General features: G+C 54.1%; 11 protein-coding genes. 6 read left to right on the top strand and 5 right to left on the bottom strand.

The genetic code is table 11. The features are described 5' to 3' along the window. Positions 1-85: 85 nt before the first annotated feature. From R3C20_03625 to R3C20_03610, 4 genes are all read right to left on the bottom strand, one after another. A complete protein-coding gene (locus R3C20_03625) occupies positions 86-850 on the bottom strand; it encodes a (Fe-S)-binding protein (protein MEZ6039567.1) in 765 nt (254 codons plus the stop codon). 24 nt (positions 851-874) lie between these two features. Next, entirely contained in the window at positions 875-2065 is a 1191-nt protein-coding gene (locus tag R3C20_03620; GenBank protein MEZ6039566.1) for an enolase C-terminal domain-like protein, read from the bottom strand. 166 nt (positions 2066-2231) lie between these two features. Then, positions 2232-11969 carry a ubiquitin-activating E1 FCCH domain-containing protein gene (locus R3C20_03615; protein ID MEZ6039565.1) on the bottom strand — a complete coding sequence of 3246 codons (9738 nt, stop codon included), beginning with the start codon at positions 11967-11969 and terminating at the stop codon, positions 2232-2234. Positions 11970-12408: 439 nt separating this feature from the next. Then, positions 12409-13392, bottom strand: a complete 984-nt coding sequence (locus R3C20_03610; GenBank protein ID MEZ6039564.1) for a hypothetical protein — start codon at positions 13390-13392, stop codon at positions 12409-12411. A gap of 448 nt (positions 13393-13840) precedes the next feature. On the opposite strand from R3C20_03610, the gene R3C20_03605 reads away from it, so the two are divergent. The 6 genes from R3C20_03605 to R3C20_03580 all read left to right on the top strand — a co-directional run bounded on the left by R3C20_03605 (position 13841) and on the right by R3C20_03580 (position 22752). Further along, a complete protein-coding gene (locus tag R3C20_03605; GenBank protein ID MEZ6039563.1) occupies positions 13841-16762 on the top strand; it encodes an MMPL family transporter in 2922 nt (973 codons plus the stop codon). Positions 16763-16767: 5 nt separating this feature from the next. Then, the gene (locus R3C20_03600; GenBank protein ID MEZ6039562.1) at positions 16768-17160 is read left to right on the top strand and encodes a co-chaperone GroES; all 393 of its coding nucleotides are present in this window, start codon (positions 16768-16770) and stop codon (positions 17158-17160) included. A 190-nt stretch (positions 17161-17350) separates the two neighbouring features. After that, complete coding sequence (locus R3C20_03595) at positions 17351-18688, top strand: amidohydrolase (protein MEZ6039561.1); 1338 nt, start codon at positions 17351-17353, stop codon at positions 18686-18688. 79 nt (positions 18689-18767) lie between these two features. Beyond that, on the top strand, positions 18768-19874 hold the full coding sequence (locus tag R3C20_03590; protein MEZ6039560.1) for a YbdK family carboxylate-amine ligase: 1107 nt from the start codon (positions 18768-18770) through the stop codon (positions 19872-19874). 686 nt (positions 19875-20560) lie between these two features. Continuing rightward, positions 20561-22207, top strand: coding sequence for a S41 family peptidase (locus tag R3C20_03585; protein MEZ6039559.1), 1647 nt, complete (start codon positions 20561-20563; stop codon positions 22205-22207). 266 nt (positions 22208-22473) lie between these two features. Then, positions 22474-22752, top strand: a complete 279-nt coding sequence (locus R3C20_03580; GenBank protein MEZ6039558.1) for a hypothetical protein — start codon at positions 22474-22476, stop codon at positions 22750-22752. Between the two features lie 134 nt (positions 22753-22886). On the opposite strand, the gene R3C20_03575 is transcribed toward R3C20_03580, so the two are convergent. Then, on the bottom strand, positions 22887-24449 hold the full coding sequence (locus R3C20_03575; GenBank protein MEZ6039557.1) for a hypothetical protein: 1563 nt from the start codon (positions 24447-24449) through the stop codon (positions 22887-22889). Between the last annotated feature and the right edge of the window lie 7 nt (positions 24450-24456).

The following is a 24456-nucleotide window of genomic DNA, read 5'->3' as shown; positions in this document are numbered from 1 at the left end:
TCGTTTGAGAGTTCCGATCAACAGAAGCCGCATCCCAGCCGGGTGCGGCTTTTCTTTTTGTCAAAATCAGATTCTGCAGGCGGCATTATTCCGCGGTAACAGGTATCGACATCGCTTCACACAGCAATTCTGCGAAGTGCAGGATCCGAAGAGGTTTTCGCTGTCGTTGAATCAGTCCGTCGAGGTGCATTAAACATGACATATCCGCACCGGTCACCACCTGTGCGCCGGCATCCAGATGATCTGTAATGCGGTCGTTTCCCATCATGCAGGAGACATCTTCTTCTGCAACGGCGAACGTGCCTCCAAAGCCGCAGCACTCGTCTTTCCGTTTGAGATTTGCGAACTGAATACCATCGAGGCTGCCCAGCAGGGTCATCAGATTGTTATCTCGAGGAAGCATGACTTCCGATGAAGGAGCCACTCGCAGTTCCCGCAATCCATGACAACTCTGATGGACTCCAACCGTGTACGGGTAGGAACCTGCGACGGATTTTACATTCAGGACATTGACCAGAAACTCGCTCAGTTCCAGCGTACGTTCCCTCACACGATCGGCTGCAGAGTCACGGGTCTGCAGCAGGTGGTCGTAATGGTTTCGTACCATGGAAACACAACTTCCGGACGGAGCCACCACGTAGTCGTAATCTCTGAAGATTTCCACGTAACGCTGCGCCAGCGGACGGGCTTCGTCTTCGCACCCGCTGTTCGCCATTGGCTGTCCACAACAGGTTTGCTGCTCAGGAAAGCAATGATCCACTCCAAAGTGTTCGAGCAGAAGGCACGTGGCCAGCCCAACTTTGGGATAGAACTGATCAACATAACAGGGGATGAACAATGCAACCTTCATTCGACGTCCATTTGATGATCTGAGCTATTCGAAAACGACTTGCTTTCTGATGGCCAGTTCGTTCACATGATTCTCGTCAATCGTGACTCCAAGTCCGGGTCCCGACAACCGCAACCCTCGACCACGATAGCCAAACGTAAGGTCTTCTCTGGTCAGGCGATCTCGCACAAGAAAGCGATCAAAGCTGCCCTCAAGATACCGAATTCCACTGATATTACAGGCGAAATGGCGTCCTGCGGCAGAAAGGATCCCAGTTTCTCCAACCTGACAGCCAAGCTGATACCCAAGTCCGTTCTCGTGAGCGAACGCGGCCAGTTTCAACGAACGAATCAGTCCACCACATTTCGAGAGGCGAATATTGAACATATCGCAGTACTGACCATCGACAGCCCGTCGGGCATCTTCGAGACAACACAAGGATTCATCCAGCATCACCGGCACATTGATTTTCTGACGAACCTCACGAAGCCCACAAACCTGAGAATGCGGCACAGGCTGCTCTAGACAAGTGGGCGCAAATGGCAGCAATGGTTCCAGATGCTTCACCAGATTATGACACGACCAGGCCTCGTTTGCGTCCAGTCGGAGATCAACACGGGGGCCCACAATTGCCCGAACCCGCCTTAGACAGTCCAGATCATCAATCCCCGTGGTCCCGACCTTCACCTTGACCATCCGAAACCCGAACAACCTCATCTTCCACGAAGACAGCCATTGCTTACGTGGCGACATTGATGTGACTGCACCGCTGTAAAATACTTCCTCGCGCTGCTGGCCGATGGAACGAATTGCCGGGTGGCAATGAAGTAAGTCTCCCACACTTTGTTGCAGTGATTTTCCCGCAGCATCAAGTACGGAGATCTCAATCGCACAACGAACGGAATTACCAAACCCCTCACGAACATCCAGACCCGGATCAGGTTCTATCCGGCGAAGCATTGGATCTTCGAGCATCCCAAATAATTGTTCTGCGTCGCGAAACTCCCGTGAAAGCGTCGCGCCAAGATCCGTCTCCTCAAGGTGTCGCCAAACCGAATGGACTGATTCACCTGTCACGTACTCGCGCGGCAGGCCTTCTCCCCAGCCTATACTGCCGTCGCTTAGCTCACAACGAATGAGCAGGGTGTCGTTCGATGTGCGAGTGTGGGAAGCATGCCGTACGGGGTTTCGAAGAACAATGGGGACCTGGTAGGCAGTCAGGCGGGAAATCTGCATGATGGGCTTATCAATTGGAACCGGATGAACAAATGCGGATTCTCTATGAAGGACCGAAAAAAACAAACCGCAGCCTGAAACCAGACTGCGGTTTATAGTTTGCAACCAAGAGAACCCCGGAGCGGTTGACCTGTCCCGGGCGAATCATTCGCCGGGAAGCGTCGTTCTACTCCTTATTCTCTTCTTGTTTCCCGTTTGCAGCCGCGAAGACGGGCATCAACAGAGCCCAAGCGGCTGCTTCAGCCTGAACATCCATCTCATTTTGATCCTGACCGACAGGCATGACTGCACCAGCTTCGGGCTGGATGTCGTTCACAGAACCATCATCCTCGAGTTCGTCGAATGAGAGACCGCCTTCAGCAATCATTTCCATCACAGAATCGATGTTGCCATCACCGTGCGACTCAATCGTCGCTGATCCGACGACTTCATCAACGACTTCGACGGCCGGGAGGATGGCGACCGGGCTGAAGTGCACGACATTGGACGCCGGATGAACGACAATGCTTTCGACATCATCATCAAATCCAAACGCAGCATCAAACGTTGCTACGACCGGAATGGCCACCTCGGAACCCCCGAACAGTGCTGGCCCATCGTTTGCTTCGATTTCCGAATCAATTGACACAACTCGGAAATCGACAGGCTGACTCCATGGCCCCGGATTGTTGTTGCTTGAGATGCCACGAACCCACCAGCGATAAGATTGACCGCGGATCAATGTAATTGGTGAGGCGAATGTTACGAGGCCATTGACGTTCACGGTCGCAGCAATATTCGCATTGTTAATGACGATAGGCTGTCCTGTCGCTGACATCTGCTTCACGACAATCTCGTAACGAGAGACGTTCGTAACAGGGGTCCACGAGAATGTCGGTTTTGTCTGAGTGGTGCTGACCCGAGGAGACTGCCCAACCGGTGCCGCACCAACTCCGGCATTGATGGTGAAGTCCAGCGGCTTGCTCCACTGTGACGAGTTGCCATCGATATCAAAACCACGCACCCAGGACCGGAATGATCCATTCTCGAGAGAAAGCTGTGCGTCATATGTTGTGGTCGTCAGATCAGTCTGATGGATGACTCGCGAGACACCAGTTCCAACGTTATCCACCCACAGTTCGTAGCGAACGTATTCAGCGACACCCGTCCAGATGAAGGATGGTGTATTTGTTGCTGTAACGGCCCCGGACGGGGCAACCATCGAAGGCACTGGCACCTGGAAGTCCGTCCCCGCACTCCAGGCGGACTTCGAACCATCCGAAACATTTGCGCGGACCCACCAGCGGTAGGTTCCGGCGGCCAGGCGGGTCGTCGGGGTGTAGGTAATCGTCGAAGCACCATCCACGTGTGCGACAGCGGGGACGCGAATGACCTGTGATCGTGCCGGACTGACACCATTTACCCAAAGGTCATAAGAATCCACACCTTCGATCGCTTCCCATGTAAACGTCGGCGTTGTGTCCGTTGTGATTCCGACTGGCGAAACAAGAACCGGGCCTTTGGTCGAATCCAGCTGGAATCGGTTAATCAAACTCCAATACCCGGTTTCGCCGCTCTCAGAAACTGCGCGGACCCAGACTCCGTAATCTCCATTCGGCAGGTTCGTCGTCGGTGTAAACGAGGTCGTGGTCAATGATGTTTCATGAACGATCCTCGCCTTGATACCAATCTGGTTCACCCACAACTCGTACCGTGGAGCACCAATATCCGTCCAGGTGAAGGTCGGCGTTCGATCCAGGGTCACTGGTCCGGGAGCTGTAACGGTCGGTCGCACGATGTCGAACTTCTTCGGGAAACTCCAGTCGCCGGGGTTTCCATCCTGATCATAAGCCCGCACCCACCATGTGAAGTTTCCAAGGCCAAGTGCAGTTGCCGGCTCATAGGACGTACCGGAAATGAATTCTTCCCAGGCGACTTTACCCTTCACTTGCGGAGAATTCTGGTTGACCCAGATCTCATAGCGACTGCTGCCTGGCACTGCAGTCCATGTGAAGTTCGGGGTCGGGTCATACGTCGAAGTCACGGGTGACGTGAGCTCCATCCGACGAATCTCGAACTGATACACATCACTGACTGTTGAACCACTCGCGTTCGTCGCTGTCACAACAGCTCGGTATACACCCGGACGCAGGAAGTTGGCAGACGCTGGAGTAAACGTGTTGGTCGTTAATCCGTTCTGGACAATGACACCATTCTGGCCGGTCGTCACATTATCGACGACCAAACTGAATGTACCCGTGCCACCGGTCCATTCGAAGACTGGTGTTGAATCCGTTGTGATCGGATACGGCTTCGTGATAACTGGCTTCAATGGCACGGACACTTCGACGTCGAACACATAGAGATCCGACTGTTGAGGTATACTGTTATCGAACACCCTTAAAGCCACTGTGTGGGATCCGGAAGTTCCAAAGGCGTGAGTCGCAGTCACACCCGTTGCGTCGATTGTGAACGTCCCGGTGTAATCAAAATCCCATTCCCACCTCGTAATCGCACGGAGCCCTGGATTAGTGTGTGTCGAACGGCTACCGGAAAACGTAACCGTCTCGCCAATCCCTGCCGGGTTCGGTGTGGCATCTGCGATCGCGACTGGTTCATTCAGGTAGAATTCAGACGCCCCGATATCAATTCTCACCAGTCCGTCGAAGTTGCCTTCAATTAAACGAGCCGTGCCGGATTGATCACTTTCCAGCAGCAGGTTCGAGGTAGGGAACAACGCATAGCTTCCGGCGTCAACAGCGATACTCGTTGATGCCAGCGGGTGGTACCAGGTGCCATTTGTTGTCGCCGAGGGGTTCACGTTCGTGAGAGGCTGCAAACTAATTCCAGCCAGTGGGGCAGACGCACGGCCGAATTTGTCCGTCGTCAAAAGTCCTGCCGCATTACCATCAAGCGAATCATGCAGCTTCTGCAACAGATTGAAACCGTTGGACGTGACACGCCCCAGTAGGTCACCGTAGATCGGGCTGGCCGTTAGAGTCGTTATGGTTGGATCAGTTGTGTTGCCGGAAATAATGCTGTTTCCAAGCGTAGCAGCCGCACCTGTTTCAATGGCAAGTCCGCCACCACGTGAACCGGACATGTTCGACGCAATTGTCACGTTCGTCATCGTTGAAGTAGCGCCGGTTTCATTGAAGACGCCACCACCTCGTGATACGCCATTATTGGTGGAAAGCGTCACATTCACGAGCGAAGCTGTCCCGAGATTGTTAATACCACCACCGCGTGAACCGGCTCTGTTCAGGCTGATCGAGGAATTCCTTGCGGTCAAAACACCAAGGTTGTAGATACCACCACCCTGATTGAATGCTTCACTGTTGAGTACATTCACATTCTTCAGAGTCAGGGTTCCCGCATTGAAGATCCCGCCGCCATCAAATGCTTCGCCGCCCCTGATGGTCAGGTTTTCAAGAACAAGAGTTGCACCAGGATGAACGTGGAAAACCCGGTCGATCTCAGCCGCGTTAATGAACGTTGCATTGGCCCCGCCACCGCGGATGGTGATATTTCCTGTAATGTCCAGGTCACCAGAAAGCCCCGCGTCTTCGAACCGCCCACCAAGGGACAACGTGTAGAACACGGCTGAAGATGGGGTGCCCGCCAGCTGAATGACACTGGCACCGCCACTGATGTTGGCCTCCATCACGGCACTACGCAGCGTCGAATTCCCCGCCAGGTCCATGGCAAGACCGTCGCCTGGCACGCTGTCAGGAGTGTCTGCGGTCGAATTCACGGTGTTTGAGACAGTCCAGCTGGTGGAGGCGTTCGCTGGAAGTACAACGGCATCTGTATCCCGGATGCCCGACCCTGCCGCCACCAGTGTCAGAGTATAGGTCCCCGCTTCACCGGTGAACGCACCGACGTTCACCGTGTAATGCATTGCGTCGATCCGCGTCACTGTACCTGTCGTGATTGGAATGACGACGCTGCCACGCATCAGCTGGAAGTCAGCGATGTCCACACCCGTCACATCTTCGTTGAAGTTCAGTTCGACAGAGCTAACAGCGGTTGCACGTGGAGATGGACTCACCGAGACAAAGGTTGCAACAGGCGCGCCCGGCAATGATCCACTGCCAGAGCCACCATTCCCGCCCGTGCTTCCACCCGTATTACCTCCACCATTTCCGCCGGTGTTTCCACCTGTATTACCCCCACCATTTCCACCTGTGTTTCCGGCTCCGGAACCTGCCCCCAGAGCAGGCGCATCAATCGACAGACTGTAGGAACGCGTCGTGCCGTAACGGTACGGCTTACCGAGAGATCCGTCGTCACCCCAGTTTTCGAATTCATCACTGAGGATCTCGATGACGTAACTGCGACCGGCGGTGACTGTCACGGGCAGCTGCCGATTTCCGCCACCGGCAGGTGCTGACAGGTAACTAGGCGTTCCATCCGCCAGAGTGACCATTGGCACTTCTTCGGTATTGGCATTCGGATCGATCTCGTAGATCGTGAAGAGCAGGCTGTCTCCCAGTGCGTCCAGTACATCCAGATTCAGAGTGACGGTTCCATTCCCACCCGCCTCGAACCGGTAGTAATCCCGGTCACCTTTCAAGTCCATGGTCAGCGCGCTGTTACCGTTCACGGAAGCAGCAACTCCGTTGACTGAGAAACCAGGACCGGCAACGACACCCAGATCATACGCCCCCAGGAAACTATCGTTGTTTTCCAGGGCGTCCGCTTCGATAGGCGTTTCGCCCGGCAGGACGTTGAAAATGTCTCCACGATCGAGCGAAAAGTTGGATTCACCGTTGAAGCTTGGGGTATCGATACCAGTATCCCACTGGTAAGGCATTTCGCCGCGACCAGTACTTCCAAGGTTAATCACGTCAAAGAAATCACTGAACCCAAGGGTAGAGTTTGTCTGAGTAAAGGAATTCTGCCCTGCGAAGTCTCGTTCAATTCGCCACGCTGAGGTTCCAAGGCCTTCGTACGACCAGGTCACCACATAGTCTGCAGCGTCCGAGTTGTTGAAGAAATCTCTGGACCAGAACAAAGGGTCGGTCCCAATGTCGTTAAAGAACTGAAGTCCGGTGGTCCTTGTAGCATTTCTCTTGCGGGTCAGTTCTCCGCTCCCGAAGTCACCCGAAGGATTTGGATTGCCACCAATCGTCACTTGCCGCGACTTAAAGACACCTTCCCAGTTGTCATAGAAGGCGAATCCGTTAATCACGTCCAGCGTGTTGCCCGTATTCCCCCGGAAGACCAGGTCAAATCGAGACAGCGGATCGCGGTATCCTCGATTCCAGCGGAACTGCGGATTTGATCCGGCGTCGAAGATCGTTCCCATCTGCCAGCCGATTTGCGACACAAAGTTGTCGAAATAAACGTCTGATCCGTAATTACCGTCGAAGGAGTTGTCCAGAATCTCAGCGTCGACCCCCGACAGTCCCAGCTCGTAGGCGGGATCAGAGAATAGATGAAACCCGCCTTCTGCGGTCCCGACGCGAATCACCAATCCCCCGAGTGTTCCATTCTGCTGAGTGAAACTGTGGGTGAAGTCCAGATGAGGATCCACTACCGCCGCATTGCCGGAGTTCGTGTTTACTGAACTATTAATTGGCACAGTACTGGTGATGTTGGCCGTGCCGTTCGATTCGATCAGATTGTCCCGCACACGAAGTTCAATGTTCGGGTTGATCGCGGTCTGAGCATTCTGGAAGATTTCGAGGTAAGCATCCAGCGGATCATTGGGACCATTTTGGCGCTGGAAATGACTTGCCGTGTTTACGACATAGACACCTTCATAGCCGTTCGAGAGGATATCGTTGTTGATCAGCGACACATACGAGTCATGCTGTACCCGGTTGAGAATATCCACCCCGCGCTGGCCGTTGTTCGTGATTCGAGAATTCTCAATCATCAGCCCCGAGTTGAAGTCAAACGGAACATCCTGACCACCACCGGTGACCTGAGGAACAGCAAATCGACTGTCTCCCAGGAATTCAACACCATCCCCCGCGTTGTCGCTGATAACCGCGTGGTTGATTGAGACGTAGACATCGGTGACGGTTTCTTCGCCGTGCTGAAGATTGCCAGGTTCACCGTCGTTGATGCTTCCGTTCAGAAGTCCATTGATAACCCCGGCCTCTGCAGCAGCCTGCTCACGGGTAAAGTGCCCGATGTCAATTCCATCACCGGCGTTGAACTGGAAGTAGTTTCGCGAGGCCTGTATGTGTCGCCGACGACCAGCCTCTTCCAGGTAAGCCCCGGAAGACTGAACAATCTTCAGACCATCTTCTCCGTTGAAACTGAAGAAGTTGGCTTTCTCAACGGTGCCATCACCCAGATTAGCGTTGGTCCCCTGACCGAGCACAAGACCACTCTGGCCGTTGCCACTGAAGTCAGAACTCATTGCTGTAACGTCGATGTCCATCCCACCGACTCGACGCCGGTAAACGTCGTTTTTATCATCAATAGAGACGATTCGAACGCCATCTTCACCATTGTCGCTGAATGAGCTGGAGTCCCACTCGTATGTTCCGAACGTGGCACCGTGACTTCGAAAACCAGTCAAAGTGTTTTGATTGAACTGGGTGTTGCTGAAGGTCGCTGTGAGATCGAGTCTGTCAGAGAAATTGAATGCATCAACGCTCAGGCCGTCACCAATATTGTTGTTGACAAAGGAATCAATGGCCGTCAACTGCACATCAACCACACCGATAGCGATGATACCAATACCGCCCGCCTTACCAGCAGACCCGGGCACATTGTCATTCGGATGGTAACCCCCGTTTAGTGCACCGTTACCATCCACATGGGTATTGTTCATCACAATCCCCATCCGGGCCGCGGCCTGCACATCAATCCGGATTCCGAAGTTTCCGTTGTTATTGATGTTGCCATCGGTAATGTCAAAATCAATTCGGTCCTTCACCGTATTCGCTGCGAAGAAGGACAGCCCGTCACCCGCGTTGTTTGTCGCCCGCGTATTGGTGAGGTTCACAAAATTCAGGTCCGCATCCTCTGAACGTTCAAAGTGGAAACCATCCATGCCGTTATTCGCGATGACATTGTTGGTCGCATTCAGGTCCTGAATTCGAGTCCGCTGAGTCATCACAAAATAAATGCCGTGCCCCTCATTCCCTTCGTTATCTACACCAATCACATTCTGATCGATGACAGAACGTGTCAGCAGCGACACAGCCTCGGCAGGCACAAGCTCATCATCGAGCCGAACAAGAATTCCGTCGCCATTTGTTGTTGCATCTGAATCGTTCTTCGTGCTGGTGATTTGGTTGTTCTGAATTTCAAACGCACCCGTGGCATAGTCCATCGCCTGAATCGCGATACCCGCACGCGTATTCAGATCGAAGACATTCCCGTCGGCCGGGTCGGTGGATCCAATATTGACGCTGAAACTCAATTGTTCGTTGGGAGGCAGCAATGTGCGATTGACATATGGCAGTGTCAAATCGCCCCCGTTTTCTCCCTGAATCCCAAAGCTGTGGGAGGTGATGTTCAGCCCGATTTGTTCGTTCGATGACACCACGTTATTCATGATGTCGCCAAAGAACTGAGTTCCGGTCTTCAGATCCACAAGGATACCAGCCTGACCATTGCCGGTGATGCTGTTCCCGTCAATCTGTTGTGGAACCAGATTTGACGTAAATGGAGTCGAGTCGTTGATTCTTACCCACGCTCCGCCATCCGTGTACGTTCCGGCCCCTGTGGCTCCATCAAGGCGAAACGAATCGGCATTGATCACCGTCACTTTGAAGGTGCCATTCGCTCCGGAAATCCCCTGCACACCCGTGACGCGAATCAAATCGCCCGTTGTCAGGCCATGAAGGGGCGAGGTCAGCACAACACCAGACGTTGTGGAAGCTGCAGTCACGACATTCGCTACCCAGGTACCAAACCCGGAAGACGTATCGTAAGGCGCGACTCCGCTTGTCCCGTCAAGACTAAAGGAATCAGCGTCGATTACGGTGACTTTATGCACACCGTTCGCGGTGATATTTCCGTTGACGTTGGAGATTCGAACTCTCTCACCCGTCGTCAGTCCGTGGCCAGGTGACGTGATCACAATCGGGCCGGCATTGCTGGCGTCGACAACGGTGCCGCGACGAGCCGATGCCTGCAAATCAACCGTAACCGAACCACCGGCGCCCCCAACGATCTCATTGGGGACGTACCAGGCACCGCCCGCAACATAACTGATACCGGGCAGGGTTGGGTCAACGAAATCGAGTGTGAAGGTATCGTTGTCAAGTCGTGTAATTGTGTGCCGGCCATTCCCCGGATGCGCCAGGGATGGGTCATCGTTGATCATCCCCTGAATCACAACTTCATCACCGGTGAACAGATTGTGATTCGCAGAATTGATGACCAGGCGATTGACACCACCAATACGGCGAACCACAGCTGACTGAACCAAACCTGATCGAGTTGAAACCGGCAGAATCGAGAGGCCATTGCCTCCATTGTTCGCGAGGTTGTTGTTGATCACGGCCCCGTAGAAATCGCTGTCTGCCAGCTGCAGGCTGATCCCGTCGCGACCAGATGCAACGAAATCATTCTCGGTGATGACGCCAGTGACGTTACTGCGAAGCTCTGCATCAATCAGCAGACCATGCCCGGGAGCACCTGTCACAACATTGTTGCGAATCATCAGGTTGTTGACCGGGGCTGAAGAGAGATTCAGGTTAATACCATGATTTGCTCCGGCAGTGTTCGCACCCACAATGAACTGCGACGCTGTTACAACAGCAGGGTCACCGGCCATCTGCCCCGCAACAGACTTGTTCCCCGTGAAATTGACCGCCACATCCGCACCAATCAGGTCATCACCGAAGATCGGCGCGGCAATACCGCCGGCAATATCAATGTCGATCAGGAAACGCAGCGTTTCACCGGGGGCGAAGTTGTTGAATGTCAGTGTCAGAAGCTGATTGTTCTGGCTAACAATGGCACTTTGCAGACCTGTTGTCGCCCCGGAACCGCCCACAGCGGTGAATGCCTTTCCGGTCGTGCCGTTCTCGTCAAATTCCAGGCCAATGTCGGACAGGTCCAGAACGAACGTCGTCAACTGCTCGCCCTGCCGCGCGTTGTTCGTTAACACAAACGGCTGAACAAACGTGTCACCTTCTGCGCGGAAAGTCACGTTGGCGCCTTCCGCAGCACCAATCGTGTTGTTCTCAATCGTCAGTCCGTCCAGCGGGCGAGTTGCAGAATCTGCGACGTTCACCTGAATCGAATCGCGATTCAAAGTGGTGATCGCGACGTTGTCGACAATGTGAAAATTGTCCGCCGTCGATCCTGTGACATTCAGAAGAATGCCCTCGTAGCCTGCGTAAGAATTGATGGTGTTCTGAACAATGGTTCCGTTCGCAACATCAGAACCATTGATTGCATCAAGACGGAAGCCGGGCACGGTGGAGTCGTCCAGTGTGAACGCCTTGATGTCGGTCCCGTCAAGATTGATATCGATACCGCGCCCACCAAAGGCCGAACTGATCTGCAGATCCTCGAGAGCGAGGACAGGCAAACGCGGTGTAGAAGTCAGATCGTCCGTCCCGGCGGTTACGTTCACCAGGTCGATCTCAATCCCGTTGGTTGTGAAGCTGCTGATATTCACAGACTCAATGGCGAGGCTTTCGAGAGGGATGCCGGAAAGATTCACGGTGATCGCATTTCCGGATGACGTGGAAACGCTGATCCCTTCGATGATAAGTTCGTCCTTGCCAATCATGTCGGCGTTGTCGATCTCGATGCCCCCAAACGCATTCGTGTAAAGCGTCTGATTGTCGGCATTCACCACCAGAGCGGTCAGCAGAGACCTGGTTTCAAGCTCTTCCGTTCGAACGCGGCGCCGTGCTGCAGCGGTATTCAGACGACGCTGTTGACCGACCGGTGAAAGAAATCGTCGTTTTGCAGCAGCAAGCCAAGTGTTCAGAAGCATTGTATTTACTCACGTCCAAACGGAACCGAAGAGGAACGATGCTGGTCGAGAATCAGCGGAAGAAACCTAAACAAGCCGGAAGATCTGCCTGGTGCAGACATTAACCGCCTGACCCTTCACAAATCCACCAACGCGCAGGGAGCCCCCGTCAAAGAGGATTTCCCCACTTCAATCACTCGGTCGAAGCGTTTCGCTGTGTTCAACAATTTGAGTGACTCTGAAGGGTTTGTAACAGGAGCCTTGAGGGAGACGTACAAATTGGGCGTAACCAACATCTCGCAGTTTTTTCATGCCAAAATTGCCGATACACGGCCACGTCAGGCAATAAACCTGTTTAAAAACTCCGAAACCTCTTTCTGAGCTGCCAACCCGTGGCTGGGTGCTTCGTCACGAGAATCAGGGGAAGTCCGGCAAAGACACAGAAGCCAGATTCTGTCGCCTAATTCTGTTCCAAAGCGGTGTTTTCTTCGACCGGTCGCCCGAAAACCAGCTCCAACTCCTGCTTTTCCCGAAGCCTCCGGGATTCCAGACGTATCGTGTCTTTTGTCATTCGCTTGGCTCCCGGCACCTTGATCACAAGTTGCACGCGATGATCGACAACAGGGACGGATTCGCTGCCTTTAATGATTTTCAGTCCTTCAGCGGTTGTAGCGGCAGCCGCCATCGGCGCGTCACGGTCGTAGGGAATTCTCTGACGGTAGCGGTCTGAACCGACAACCTCGCCGCGAAGATCACCCAGCCGATAGGCTTTCACATCCTCCGGTAGCCGAATTTCGATCACGATCACGTAATTCTGCAGCGCTCCCGGATTGGGGGGATCTGTCCAGGCCGTAAAGCTTCCCTTGGTGACCGCCAATCCCGATTCCGGCAGCTTCAATAGAAAATTACTGCCGCCACCGGCATCCCCTTCGTTCAATTCTTCCGAAGAACTGAATGACATCAGTTCACTGGACTGCATCACTTCAAGAACCGCCTTGTCATTCTCAGCGATCCATGACGCGAGTTGCTCCACAGCTGTCGTTTGCTGGGGCTTCATCAGGCCGATTTCAGGGGTGAGTTCCAGTAAGGGCGACTTGTCCGCAATGTCTTCGTCTGACAGCGAAGCCGCCAGAGGAGAGAGATCGACAGGATCCTGATCCTGAAGATGGAGATGCAGGGCATAGAAGACCACAAACGCAATGGCGTAGGCCACGCAATGCAGAATGGCGGAAAGATACATTCCACAGGCGGGGATGCTGAGCAGCCAGACTCGAAACGATTTTGGCATCGATTCTGACTTACCGTCCTCCTCGCCGCCTGCCTGTGCCCCGCCGACACTGCTGTCATCTGGCGGCAGCGTCGGCAAACGAACCGAGGGCTGGTCAGGAATTTCGGCCCCCGTCGTCTTGTTGTCTGAGTCGGGGCTTTGAATTGGACGATTCATAACTTCAGTCAATCGAGTCGGTAGAATCTCGAACACACGAACAGCAGGAAAGACACGCAATGAAATTGTCAATTCCCGCAGGGGTTTCCCTTCGTCCCGATACAGATTCACGATCAGAGAAATCTTTGTCCACCGGGTACACCGGGGGAAACCAGGAAACAATTCAATCAGAATTGCGTGAACACCCGACTGGACACTCCCACCAGGTCCACAACAAACACCCCATTCTTCGCTTTCAGACTTTCCTGCCTATTCTTCGCTTGTGACATGTTTTTGAAAACCGATCCGTTCGAGCAGTGGGTTCGGATGATTGCATTTCTGCACATCGTCGATCTAGTGACTACGGTCGTCTACGGTGATACCATCCGCAAGGTATGAAGAATCGCAACCGACCTTCCTCTTTCAGGAGTGGAAGAGGACTGGACCTTAACACGAAACTGGCATCAGGATGAAGTCATTTCTTCAAAGACGAGACCCGTGGGGCCATGGCGTTTCGCTATGGTTGATCGCGGCTATCGCTTTCCTGTTGCCACTCATGTGCTGGTCGCTCAGGCACATTGAGCTGGAAAACGATGTTGCCGGTTGGCTGCCAAAGGACGACCCCCAGGCCAAAATCCTGGACTGGTACCAAAACCTTTTCCCGTCAGATGATCGGCTACTGCTGTCCTGGGACGACTGTTCACTGACGGACCCAAGAATTCGGGCATTTATCACGGAGCTCGAGGGAGTCCAGCATCTTGACCACCGTGAAGGTGGTTCTCCCTATATCAGTGATGTAAAACAACCAGCTGATCTTCTGACACGGATGCTGAAAGAAGGTGTGCCCGTCGAAGAAGGTATTCGCAGAACGATGGGGCTGCTTCTTGGCAAAGGGCCACTTTGCGTTCGATTCACAGACACCGGGCGACTTCGTGGCGATTTCATGCAGAAAGAGGTCCTCCGACTCGCTCAGGAGCACCTCGGCCCTCAGGCAACGGTTATCCAGCGCAGCCTTCCTCTGCCCGTGACGGATGGTTTGAGTATCGAAGATGAATCGGCGTGGAAGCTTCACGACGCTCTTGAGGAATATGTTCGATCTGTTCCCTTGTACGACGTCCAGATCTCCGCCCCCAGGATGCACATTGATGTGCAGAAAACCGAAGCATTTCGCGCGGCTTTGAATGAGGCTGCCTCGCCTGATGCAGCAACAGACGGAATTGCAACAAAATGCGTTGACGACACATTCTTCGTCAATGGAGCAATGGCGGCAGTTTCAGTGGGGCTGAACGAAGCGGGGATGTCAGACCGCAATGCCGCACTCGCCGATATTCGTGCGGCAGCCGTTTCGGTAGGCATCCTGCCGGAACAGCTTCACATGGGTGGGCGGCCTGTTGCGGGGACAGCCCTGAATCAGGCTGTAAAACACGCGGGCTGGAATCGTAATTTCCCTCTGTTTGACCTGCCACGCCGGTCTCCAATCCTGCTGTCGGTCATTGTCACCGTCGTCTTGTCGATGATCGTGCTGAAAAGCATTCGCCTGACTCTGCTGGTCCAGGCGGTATCGATGCTGTGTGCAATGGCCGCGGTGTCTCTTGTGCCAGCCACCGGTGGCAGCATGAATATGGTATTGGTGGTGATGCCGACGCTCCTGGTTGTCCTTACGACATCTGCAGCGATTCATCTTTGCAACTACTGGAAGAACTCCGGTATTTCGGACCCGGACACGTCAGTCCATCATGCCGCTTCCGTCGCATGGTTACCCTGTCTGCTTGCCAGTGGTACGACGGCAATTGGCTTGGGATCGCTCGTCGTCAGCTCTCTGGTGCCCGTTCGTGATTTTGGTATCTACGCCTCGATTGGCTGCGGCATCTCATTCTTCTGCGCGTTGTATGTGCTTCCGTCGTTAATGTTGTTCTGGCGGCGCCAGCCACCAAAAGCGGCTTCGATGGATACCAGAGCATGGCGATGGCTTGGCGGACGGCTGGCAAACCATGGAACTCTGGTCTCCCTGGCATGCCTGACCGCCACCATTGCCTGCGGGGCAGGGCTGCAGTTCTTCCGAACAGAGACCAAGGTTATCCGCTACTTTCCGGATGAATCCCGAGTCGTTCAGGACTACAACTTTCTGGAAGAGAATCTCTCCGGCATTGTCTCTGTCGACACAATCGTCAAGTTCGACAAAGCGGCTCAGACACAAATTCCGTTCCTGGATCGAGCGCGAAAGGTCATGGAAATCCAGGAGGCTCTGCGTGAGCATCCTGAAGTCAGCGGCACCCTTTCACTGGCATCGTTTCTGGATCTTAGTGCGCCCGATACCAGCAAGATGTCCCGGCTTGATCGAATGAAAGCCCGGAAAAAGGAAGCCGTCATTGGCGACCGAATTCACGAGTTGCTTGAGGAAGGAGACAGGGAATCATCTGTCTCTTCAATGCTGGCACTTGCCAAAGCAGACGGTGACCTGAACGTACCTGGAGATGCATTACTGAATCGTGAAGGTGATGAACTCTGGCGGATCACTTGCCAGTCAAGCATCATGTCCGATTACGACTATCAGACTCTGACAACCGAACTGAATGAGATTACGCGTGCACGACTGGCCATGATTGGAACATCTGGTACCGGACATATCGTAACAGGGCTGATTCCAATTTTCCTTCGGACACAACAGGCACTTCTGGAAAGCCTGATCAGCAGCTTTGGACTGGCATTTTTTGTCATCGCGATCGTCATGGCATTGCTGCTGCGGAGCGTGCCGGCTGCAATCTTCGCCATGGCGCCCAACCTGACGCCAGTGGTTGTGATGTTTGGTCTTCTGGCGTGGGGTGGTGTTCGAATCGATATTGGAACCATGATTACCGCGTCGGTCGCACTTGGGATTGCCGTTGATGGCACACTCCATTTGATGACGTGGTTCCAGATACTGATTCGGCAGGGTGTTTCCAGAAAAGAAGCGGTGGAAAGATCGCTGGAACACTGCGGACCAGCACTCTGGCAGACAAGCGCGGCTATTGGAATCGGAATGCTGGCTCTCTACCCGGTGGAACTCCTCCTGATCAGCCGCTTCGGCTGGATCATGTCGGGCATGATCTTCGCCGCGCTGGTCGGCGATGTCATCTTCCTGCCTGCACTGCTGGCAGGACCGCTGGGAATGATCCTGGAACGCAGCAATCGACCTCCCGAATCGAAATCTCCGGAGTCCAACGACTCTGCCACCCAGGTCGACGAAGAAACAAATTCATCCAAAAAACAGCTAGCCGACGGTGCTGCAGCAGCTTCCGCCATTGTACAGTCACCAGCAGGAGCACGGACGACCAGAGTCGCAGTCGATCCAAAACCGGCACCTCACATTGGGATGCTGAGCAGCGCGTTACGTCGATCGGTGACGGAGTAGACTGAGTGACTGACTACGTCGAACCTCTTGGAATGCGGGTGCTCATCCGGAAGGATGAAGCTCGCCATCAGACACGCGGTGGGATCGTGCTGCCGGACAGTTCCGAAATCCCGACAATCACAGGTCGTGTGGTGGAAATCAGCGTGCAGATCGAACGCGACGAAGACTTCCCCATTCGAAAATACGACCGGGTTCTGTTCCACCCGAAGAGTGCGATCCCGGTTGACTTTGAGGCAGACAACCTGTTGTTCGTTGTACCGGCGGCCGACATCGTTGCCGTTTTTCGCCGCAGTGATCGCGAAAGGAATCGGGAAAGCTTGAGCGAGGCAGCCGATGCGGACCATTCCAGCATCGACGATCTTGACATTGAGATGGATTTCGACAACGACGACAACTGAATACGCGTCTTCGAAATGTTCCGCTTGTCACCCGGGACGGCCTCGAATTGAAGGCTCCGGATCTCCCGAAGCTGTTTTCAATTCTCGCAGGCGATTCCCCGACCAGAGTCCGTCTGAGATGGCAGCCCGTCCCTGGATCCGTCACACTAGGATCAGGTTCCGTAATCATACAAGCAGGACAGGTATCGCAATGACAACGAACGGCAGTCGGCGAGTAACACCAGCCGATATCGAACGCATCGTGCCCTTCGAGATACTCATCGACCGTCTGGCCCAGGATCGAGAGTCAGCCTGGATCGACTGTCGCAGGACTCTGCACGCATCCCCCGAACCCAGCGGGCACGAAGTGGCGACAACCCGATTTATCGCAGCACGACTGGAGAGCCTCAGATACGATGACGGCCCCGAGATCCACGTCAAAGTTCCGGATCGTGGGACAGGAGTGATCGCCGACCTTAAGATCGGCGAAGTCGACGATTCGACCCGTGTTATCGCAATCAGAGCGGATATCGATGCCCTCCGGATGCCGGACAGAAAGGATGTTCCCTACTGTTCGTCCAGAGAAGGTCTTGCGCACGCTTGTGGACACGATGTCCATACATCCGTGGTACTCGCCACGGCGGAATTGCTGGTCAACCTCACCCGGCGTCTGACGCATTCCGAACTGCCGTCCATCCACATACGGTTTCTTTTTCAGCCAGCTGAAGAAACCTGCGAAGGAGCTCTGTGGATCATTGAAGACGGGGGCCTGCAGAATGTGTCTGCAATCCTCGGCCTTCACGTCGATCCGACCATTCGGGCAGGGCGCGTTGGTATCCGATATGGTGTACTGACAGCACAAGTCGACGAAGTCCTGATCACCGTCACAGGTCGGGGTGGCCACGCGGCTCGACCGCAGCACACGACCGATCCCATTGCTGCCTCGGCAATGCTGATTTCAATTCTTCATCAAAGTGTGCCTCGCCACGCGGACGCCCTCACACCAACCGTATTCACAATCGGATCCATCCATGGCGGAACGGTTTCGAATGTCATACCGGATCGCGTGGATATCGCCGGAACACTCCGAACCACTGACGCAGATACAAGACTGCGAGTGATGAAAATGATTCGGGATGCATGCGATGGTGTCGCACAGGTTACCGGCAGTCATGCCGAAGTTGTCTTTCGCAGTCCGCTGGGTTCTGTTATCAACGATACTCTCGTGACATCCGCTTTTGAAGCGTCCTGCCGACAGGTCATCGGGGATCACGAAATTGTCCCCATCGACAAGCCCAGCATGGGCGGTGAAGACTTTGCAATGTATGTCCAGCATGTGCGTGGTGCGCAGATACGGCTGGGTTGTGCGGGGGATGCGGATGACTGGCCGTTACTGCATTCGCCGGTATTCGACATTGACGAAGAATCCATCGCCATCGGTGTCAGGGTCATGACCAGAACAGCCCTTCTTCTGGCAATGATACCGCGTGACCCCGTGTCCGAATCCGACGCCCTTACCGACGAAGCAGTGGATTCGTTTCGCGCATAAAGTGTCCCGTTGTCGTTCAAAGCATTCTGCTTCCATCACAAACACCGTCGCGAAGTATGCCAGGTGAACAATGACAAAAATGCACTTCAAACCCAACACTAGCCCAACGCTCGGCGTCGAAATTGAACTGCAGCTGGTCGACGCTGACGACATGTCACTTTCAAGCTGTATTGACGAGCTGCTGGCAACGATCCCGTCGCATCTGCAGGATTCTGTCAAACCGGAACTGATGCAGTGTTATGTTGAAATCAACACCAGGATCTGCCGGACCGTGAAAGAAGTCGGAGAAGATCTCGGCGAAAAGATCGCCGAAGTAGAACGAATCGTCGACAAACTGGGCATGCGATTGTTCTGGGCGGCCACACACCCTTTTTCATCGTGGCGCCATCAGCAGATCACAGTGAACGAACGATATTTTCGACTCGTGGCCCTGATGGAAGACGTCGCGCGGCGACTGGTTACCTTTGGACTCCATGTCCACGTCGGAGTCGACAGTGGCGACAAAGCGGTCATGATCTGCGACAGAATGCAACAGCATCTTCCTTTGCTGCTTGCACTATCGGCAAACTCACCCTTTTGGGAAGGACGCAACACAGGACTCAAGTCGAATCGATCCAAGATCATGGAAGGATTGCCAACCGCCGGATTGCCGTACCAGATGCGAAACTGGAGCGAATATGTCTGGCTGGTGAATCATCTGATCGACACAGGGTTCATCAATTCGATTCGGGAAATCTGGTGGGACATTCGTCCGCATCACCATTTCGGTACGGTCGAAATCAGAGTCTGTGATGTGCCAGCCAACCTCAGTCAGGTGCTCGCGATCACCGCTCTGATACAGTGCCTGGTACACACCATTTCCAACGAAATCGACGAAGGCACTTTTCTGGGCGACTACCACCCGATGATGGTGGAACAGAACAAGTGGCGGGCAACACGTTACGGCGCCGATGCGGCATTGGTCAGCTCACACGATTACCAGCAGCGTTCGGTGCAGGTAATCGTCGATACATTGGTCGAACAATTAACTCCTGCCGCCATCGAACTCGGATGTCTTGCCGAACTGCAATCAGTCCGACATATTCCATCCCAAACCGGGGCCGTCAGACAGCTGGAAATCTTTGATGCGACTCGCAGTCGACGTGAAGTCGTCCGTCAGATGATCGAAGAAAATGCCGGTCGGTAGAAATGCGGGGGATTTTCCTGTGGAAATGACGGCCGCCCGCCCCGTTCAGTCAGTCTGAATCAGAATCCCGGAGCAACTTGCGGACGATTGCGACAGTTGACTTCTTTTCCGGGACCATCGACTGAAATCCCGACAGGATCTGCAAATTCATCCCCATTCGCAGGATGTGCAGCGCGATGCCGGAACGAGATTCCGAATGGCGCACCTTTTCGTATCGTTCTGACCCCGGTCGCGGATACGAACCAACTGTCGCAACTACTACAGCGCTTCCAGACGGTGCATCTCCGGTTGGTTCGGACACACGGCAGAGCACGTTCCGGCTTCTTTCGGCAGGCCAACAACCCTAAAAACCGGCCTTCCCGAACGCTTCGACAGTGAAAACCTGCGAAGTTGGCGAATCCGGTGAATGAAAAGGGGATTTAACGAGGTTTTGGGCTAGCCAGGCCTGGTCCCTTCTGCAGTGAATCCCAGTTTGACGGCCGTGATTTTCAGCAATATATTCGAGTGGTCGTTACAGACTGACCGCCCTGCCGGGTACTGTTTGCAGGGTCGGGTCCTTTGTCTGAAACAATTCACTCGACGGTGATTTCAACGAGGAACTCATCTCAATTACAGGCATGACGCCGCACTTAGCGAGCACTTGAGGGCTGAAACGTACCGTTTGCCGGGCGTTTCTGAAGTGTGTCATGCAGATCTACCATTGGCATCGACGTGTCGTTTTCGCTGCCGCACTCCTGTTTGGGACAATTGTTTCGCAGGCTGCAGTGCACGCTTTCGGCAGTAACGTCGACATTTCGAATTACGCGAACGCCACCGATGCGAGACTGGCCGGTGAGGAATTCGAAACCAGGCGGCAATGGGTGGAAGCAATCACTCTTTACGAGGAAAGCCTGAAACGCTGGGAAGACGATGCCGACCTGAAATACGCGCTCAGGCGAACACGAATTCATTTTGGCATAGACCGTCGGTACACCGATCGAAGCTTTGATGCCAATCTGCTCAGCAAAGGCCGAGCGGAAGCGCTGGACCTGTTTGAGAACATCCTCGATCACGTGCAGTTTGACTATGTCGACACGATCAGCATCACGCGTTTCGTCGCCCACGGTACAGAGAGCCTCTATATGGCTCTTGGCAACGAAAAGTTTCTGGAACACAATCTGAAGAACGTCAACCAGACGGCAGTCGATCGTGCACGCGATTTGCTGATCAGGGAATACTGGAATCGCCCGGTCCGCAGCCGCACCGAGGCACGAGCAACCATCACTGGCCTTTGCGACAAGCTCGGACGTGAAATCGGATTACAGGGAACCCCCGTCGTACTTGAATTCATTTTTGGCGGATGCAACGCCCTCGACGAATACAGTAACTTTCTGACCCCCGACCGTTACAGCGAACTCTTTGGCAGTATACAGGGAGAGCTGGTCGGAATCGGCATCGAAATGAAAGCTGAAAGCGGTCGTGGCATGCACCTGGTGAACGTTCTTCTGGAGAGCCCTGCCGAAGACGGCGGACTGTTGCCAGGTGACTATATCACCAACATTGATGGTCGAAATTGTCGGGACGCGACAACAGACGAAGCCGCTTCAATGTTGCGAGGAGTCAGCGGTAGTCAGGTCGAACTTACCTGGGAAACACCCTCCGGGAAATCAAACACCGGAACGTTCACGCGTCGCCGCGTCCACATCCGAAGCGTGACGCGCGCCGTGATGCTGAATCAAACCGCCGGAATCGGATACATCCGAATGGAAGGCTTTCAGAATACGACCACAGATGAACTTGACGATGCCCTTCGCAAGCTGGAACGTCAGGGAATGAAAGCACTGATCTGGGATCTGCGAGATAACCCAGGCGGATTGCTCGAAACCGCTGCCGCAGTGATCGACCGCTTTATTGATCGAGGCGTGCTTGTTTCAACAAAAGGTCGCTCAAGCAATCAAAATCAGGTGTTTCGGGCAAACGCTTACGATACCAGAAATTATCCACTTGTACTGCTTGTGAACGAGAACAGCGCGAGTGCGAGTGAAATCGTTGCTGGTGCCATTCACGATCACCGACGAGGCACAATTGTCGGACGAAAAACCTATGGAAAATGGTCCGTTCAGACGATCATGCACCTGCCCGGAGAAACCGGTCTGAAGCTGACGACAGCTAAATTCTACTCTCCGGACGACAACAATTATTCGGGCAAAGGCCTGCAACCTGACATTGATGTTCCGCAGCCCAGAGACATCCAGCGATCTTTTTTCCGTGGCCGTACCGCTGACGAACTGATGCTGGACACGGACATCGCCAAGGCACTTGAGGTGCTTGAAAACCGTCTGGTCCGGAATTGACTGGCAGGGCGGCGTACACGTTGAACTCCAGCGCTCCGGGTGCCTTCACCGGCAACAGAGTCGTCACGATCACTACCATCCGTCGAATGCCATATGGGAGCCACTGTTTCTTATCAGGTTTTCGCTCCCGGTTGAGATTTTGAGGTAGAGTTGCCGGGTGGCATCAAATGTTTCCGAAGCTCATCAACTTCGAACGACGGTGCCGTTTCTGTCCTGCAACTTTCACTTTCCTCTGTCTCCCTCCGAGATCAGCTGGAGCGAAGTCCATGCGAAGACTGTTGGCAAAACTTCTTAAGGATCAACACGGCATGATCCTCTCATCAGAAGTTGTCCTTGTTGGAACAATTCTGGTCCTTGGATCGATTGTTGGACTCGCAAGCCTTTCGTACGCGGTGAACCACGAGCTGACAGACGTGGCGAATGCATGGCAGTCAAACACGAATTACGGACCAGGCAGTGCAAACCCGGACGGCTATACGCCAGCCTCCGGAGATACGTACACGCTCACCGCCAGCGAAGGAGTTCGTGAGGTCGCGGGTTACTGACCACGGAAATCCGGGAAGTCAGGATTGATGCAACATCCGGGAACGTGACCAGCGCACTTCGTGCAGACACTTCTCCCGAAGGCCGGTCGTTTCGTTCAGAAACGGCCGGCCTTCTTTTTTGCGCCGCAACAGAGTCACCATTGATCAGGATGCATTCGATAAACGCGAAACGGTCCGGACTCAAATGCAACGTCATGATTCCAGGGAAATGCTCCCGGCACAGCTTCGGATTCAGAGACATCCGCCAGTAGAAATCGATGGCCACAGTGCTGAACAGTGGAAAGGATTTCATCGCGGTGTGACGGGAAAAGCTCCAGCAATGACGATATCCCAACGTATCTTGTCGAAGGCATCAATCCAAGAGCGGGATATGCGTGAATACAATGCACATTGTAACACGTCAGTTCACCTGACTGCAGGTTCTGCCGCGATAGGTATCCAATCACCTCTTCGAAGTGCTTCCATTCCGGAAACCGACCGTGTGACAGAACCGCCATTCGTTGCATGGAAGTGCCCTTCGTGACGCAATCAAGCCACAGGTTAATGCGCGGTGGCCGCAATTGTGGTGAAACGATAAGCCCCAGCAACAGAAAGATTGCCACTCCACATCGACGCACCAGCGTCGGTAGCCGCCACGGATACGCAGATAACGCCGCTATTCCCAGGATGACTGGCGGTACCTGAATGTAGTCCATGGGATGCTGCAGAAGCAGTGCCTGACCAAACCACGACAGGTACAGGACTGCGATCGTGACTGAACGACTTGAGCCTCGGTCCGGGGGCCGACTCGCCGCCTCGATGGGATGCCCGGAGCGGGCGTGAATCATTCGTTTTATCTGAATCAGCGAGACTGGAATTGCGAACACATGAACCGCCCACCATGGATGCAGTCGGCGCGCCATCATCCAGAGCCGTCCCCACGATTTCCGTTCACGACCAATCTCCAGATACTCAGGATTCCATTCGGTCTGCATTTCCCAGAAATGTGGCCAGGTTCCGGACTGGACCAGCCAAAAGATGCCTGGCATGCCGGCAAGAAGGCCACCAGCCAATACTCCTGCCGTCCGCCTGAATTCTTCGCGAGGATTGATCGCAGTGATCAAATGAAATCCATTGATCGCAACGACGGACACAGCGATGTGGGGTTTAATCCAGAATGCCACACCCCAGAGAAAGCCCTCAACAACCGGGCCAATCAACCGGCAACGACGGGAACTATCGCCCCGGCCAACACGCAACAGAATCGCCAGCGCAACTGGCAGCAGCATCCACGAGTCTCGCTGGCCGTGGCACCATTCGTTGCGTGAGAAGAAAAACAGGCAGGAAGTCAGAAGAAACGTCCATCCAAACTGCGACCTGCTGCTGACTGCCCATGAAAGCAAAGTCAAAGCGGATGCAACGATGACCAGATTAGCAGACTGCATCGCCAGCGTGGACCAGCCAACGAGTCCACGAATCGCAATATGCACCCAAACGATTCCCGGAAGATTCGGTTCGAGGATATCGCGGTACAGTGTCCCGCCCGATAGCAGCTTTCCAGCCTGTAGATCATACAAAACCGTATCCGATGTCAACGGCATACAAACCAGCAGCGGTATCGATGCAACCGCAAGCACCACCAGCATAAAGACAGCGACGGCTCGCGAAATAACTGCTTCGTCAGGGTTGAGATTGCCTGGTGGTACCGTTTCGGCCACAGCTCGG

The organism is Planctomycetaceae bacterium (assembly GCA_041398825.1).
Taxonomy (GTDB): domain Bacteria; phylum Planctomycetota; class Planctomycetia; order Planctomycetales; family Planctomycetaceae; genus F1-80-MAGs062.
This window is presented reverse-complemented; position numbering and strand designations above follow the sequence as displayed.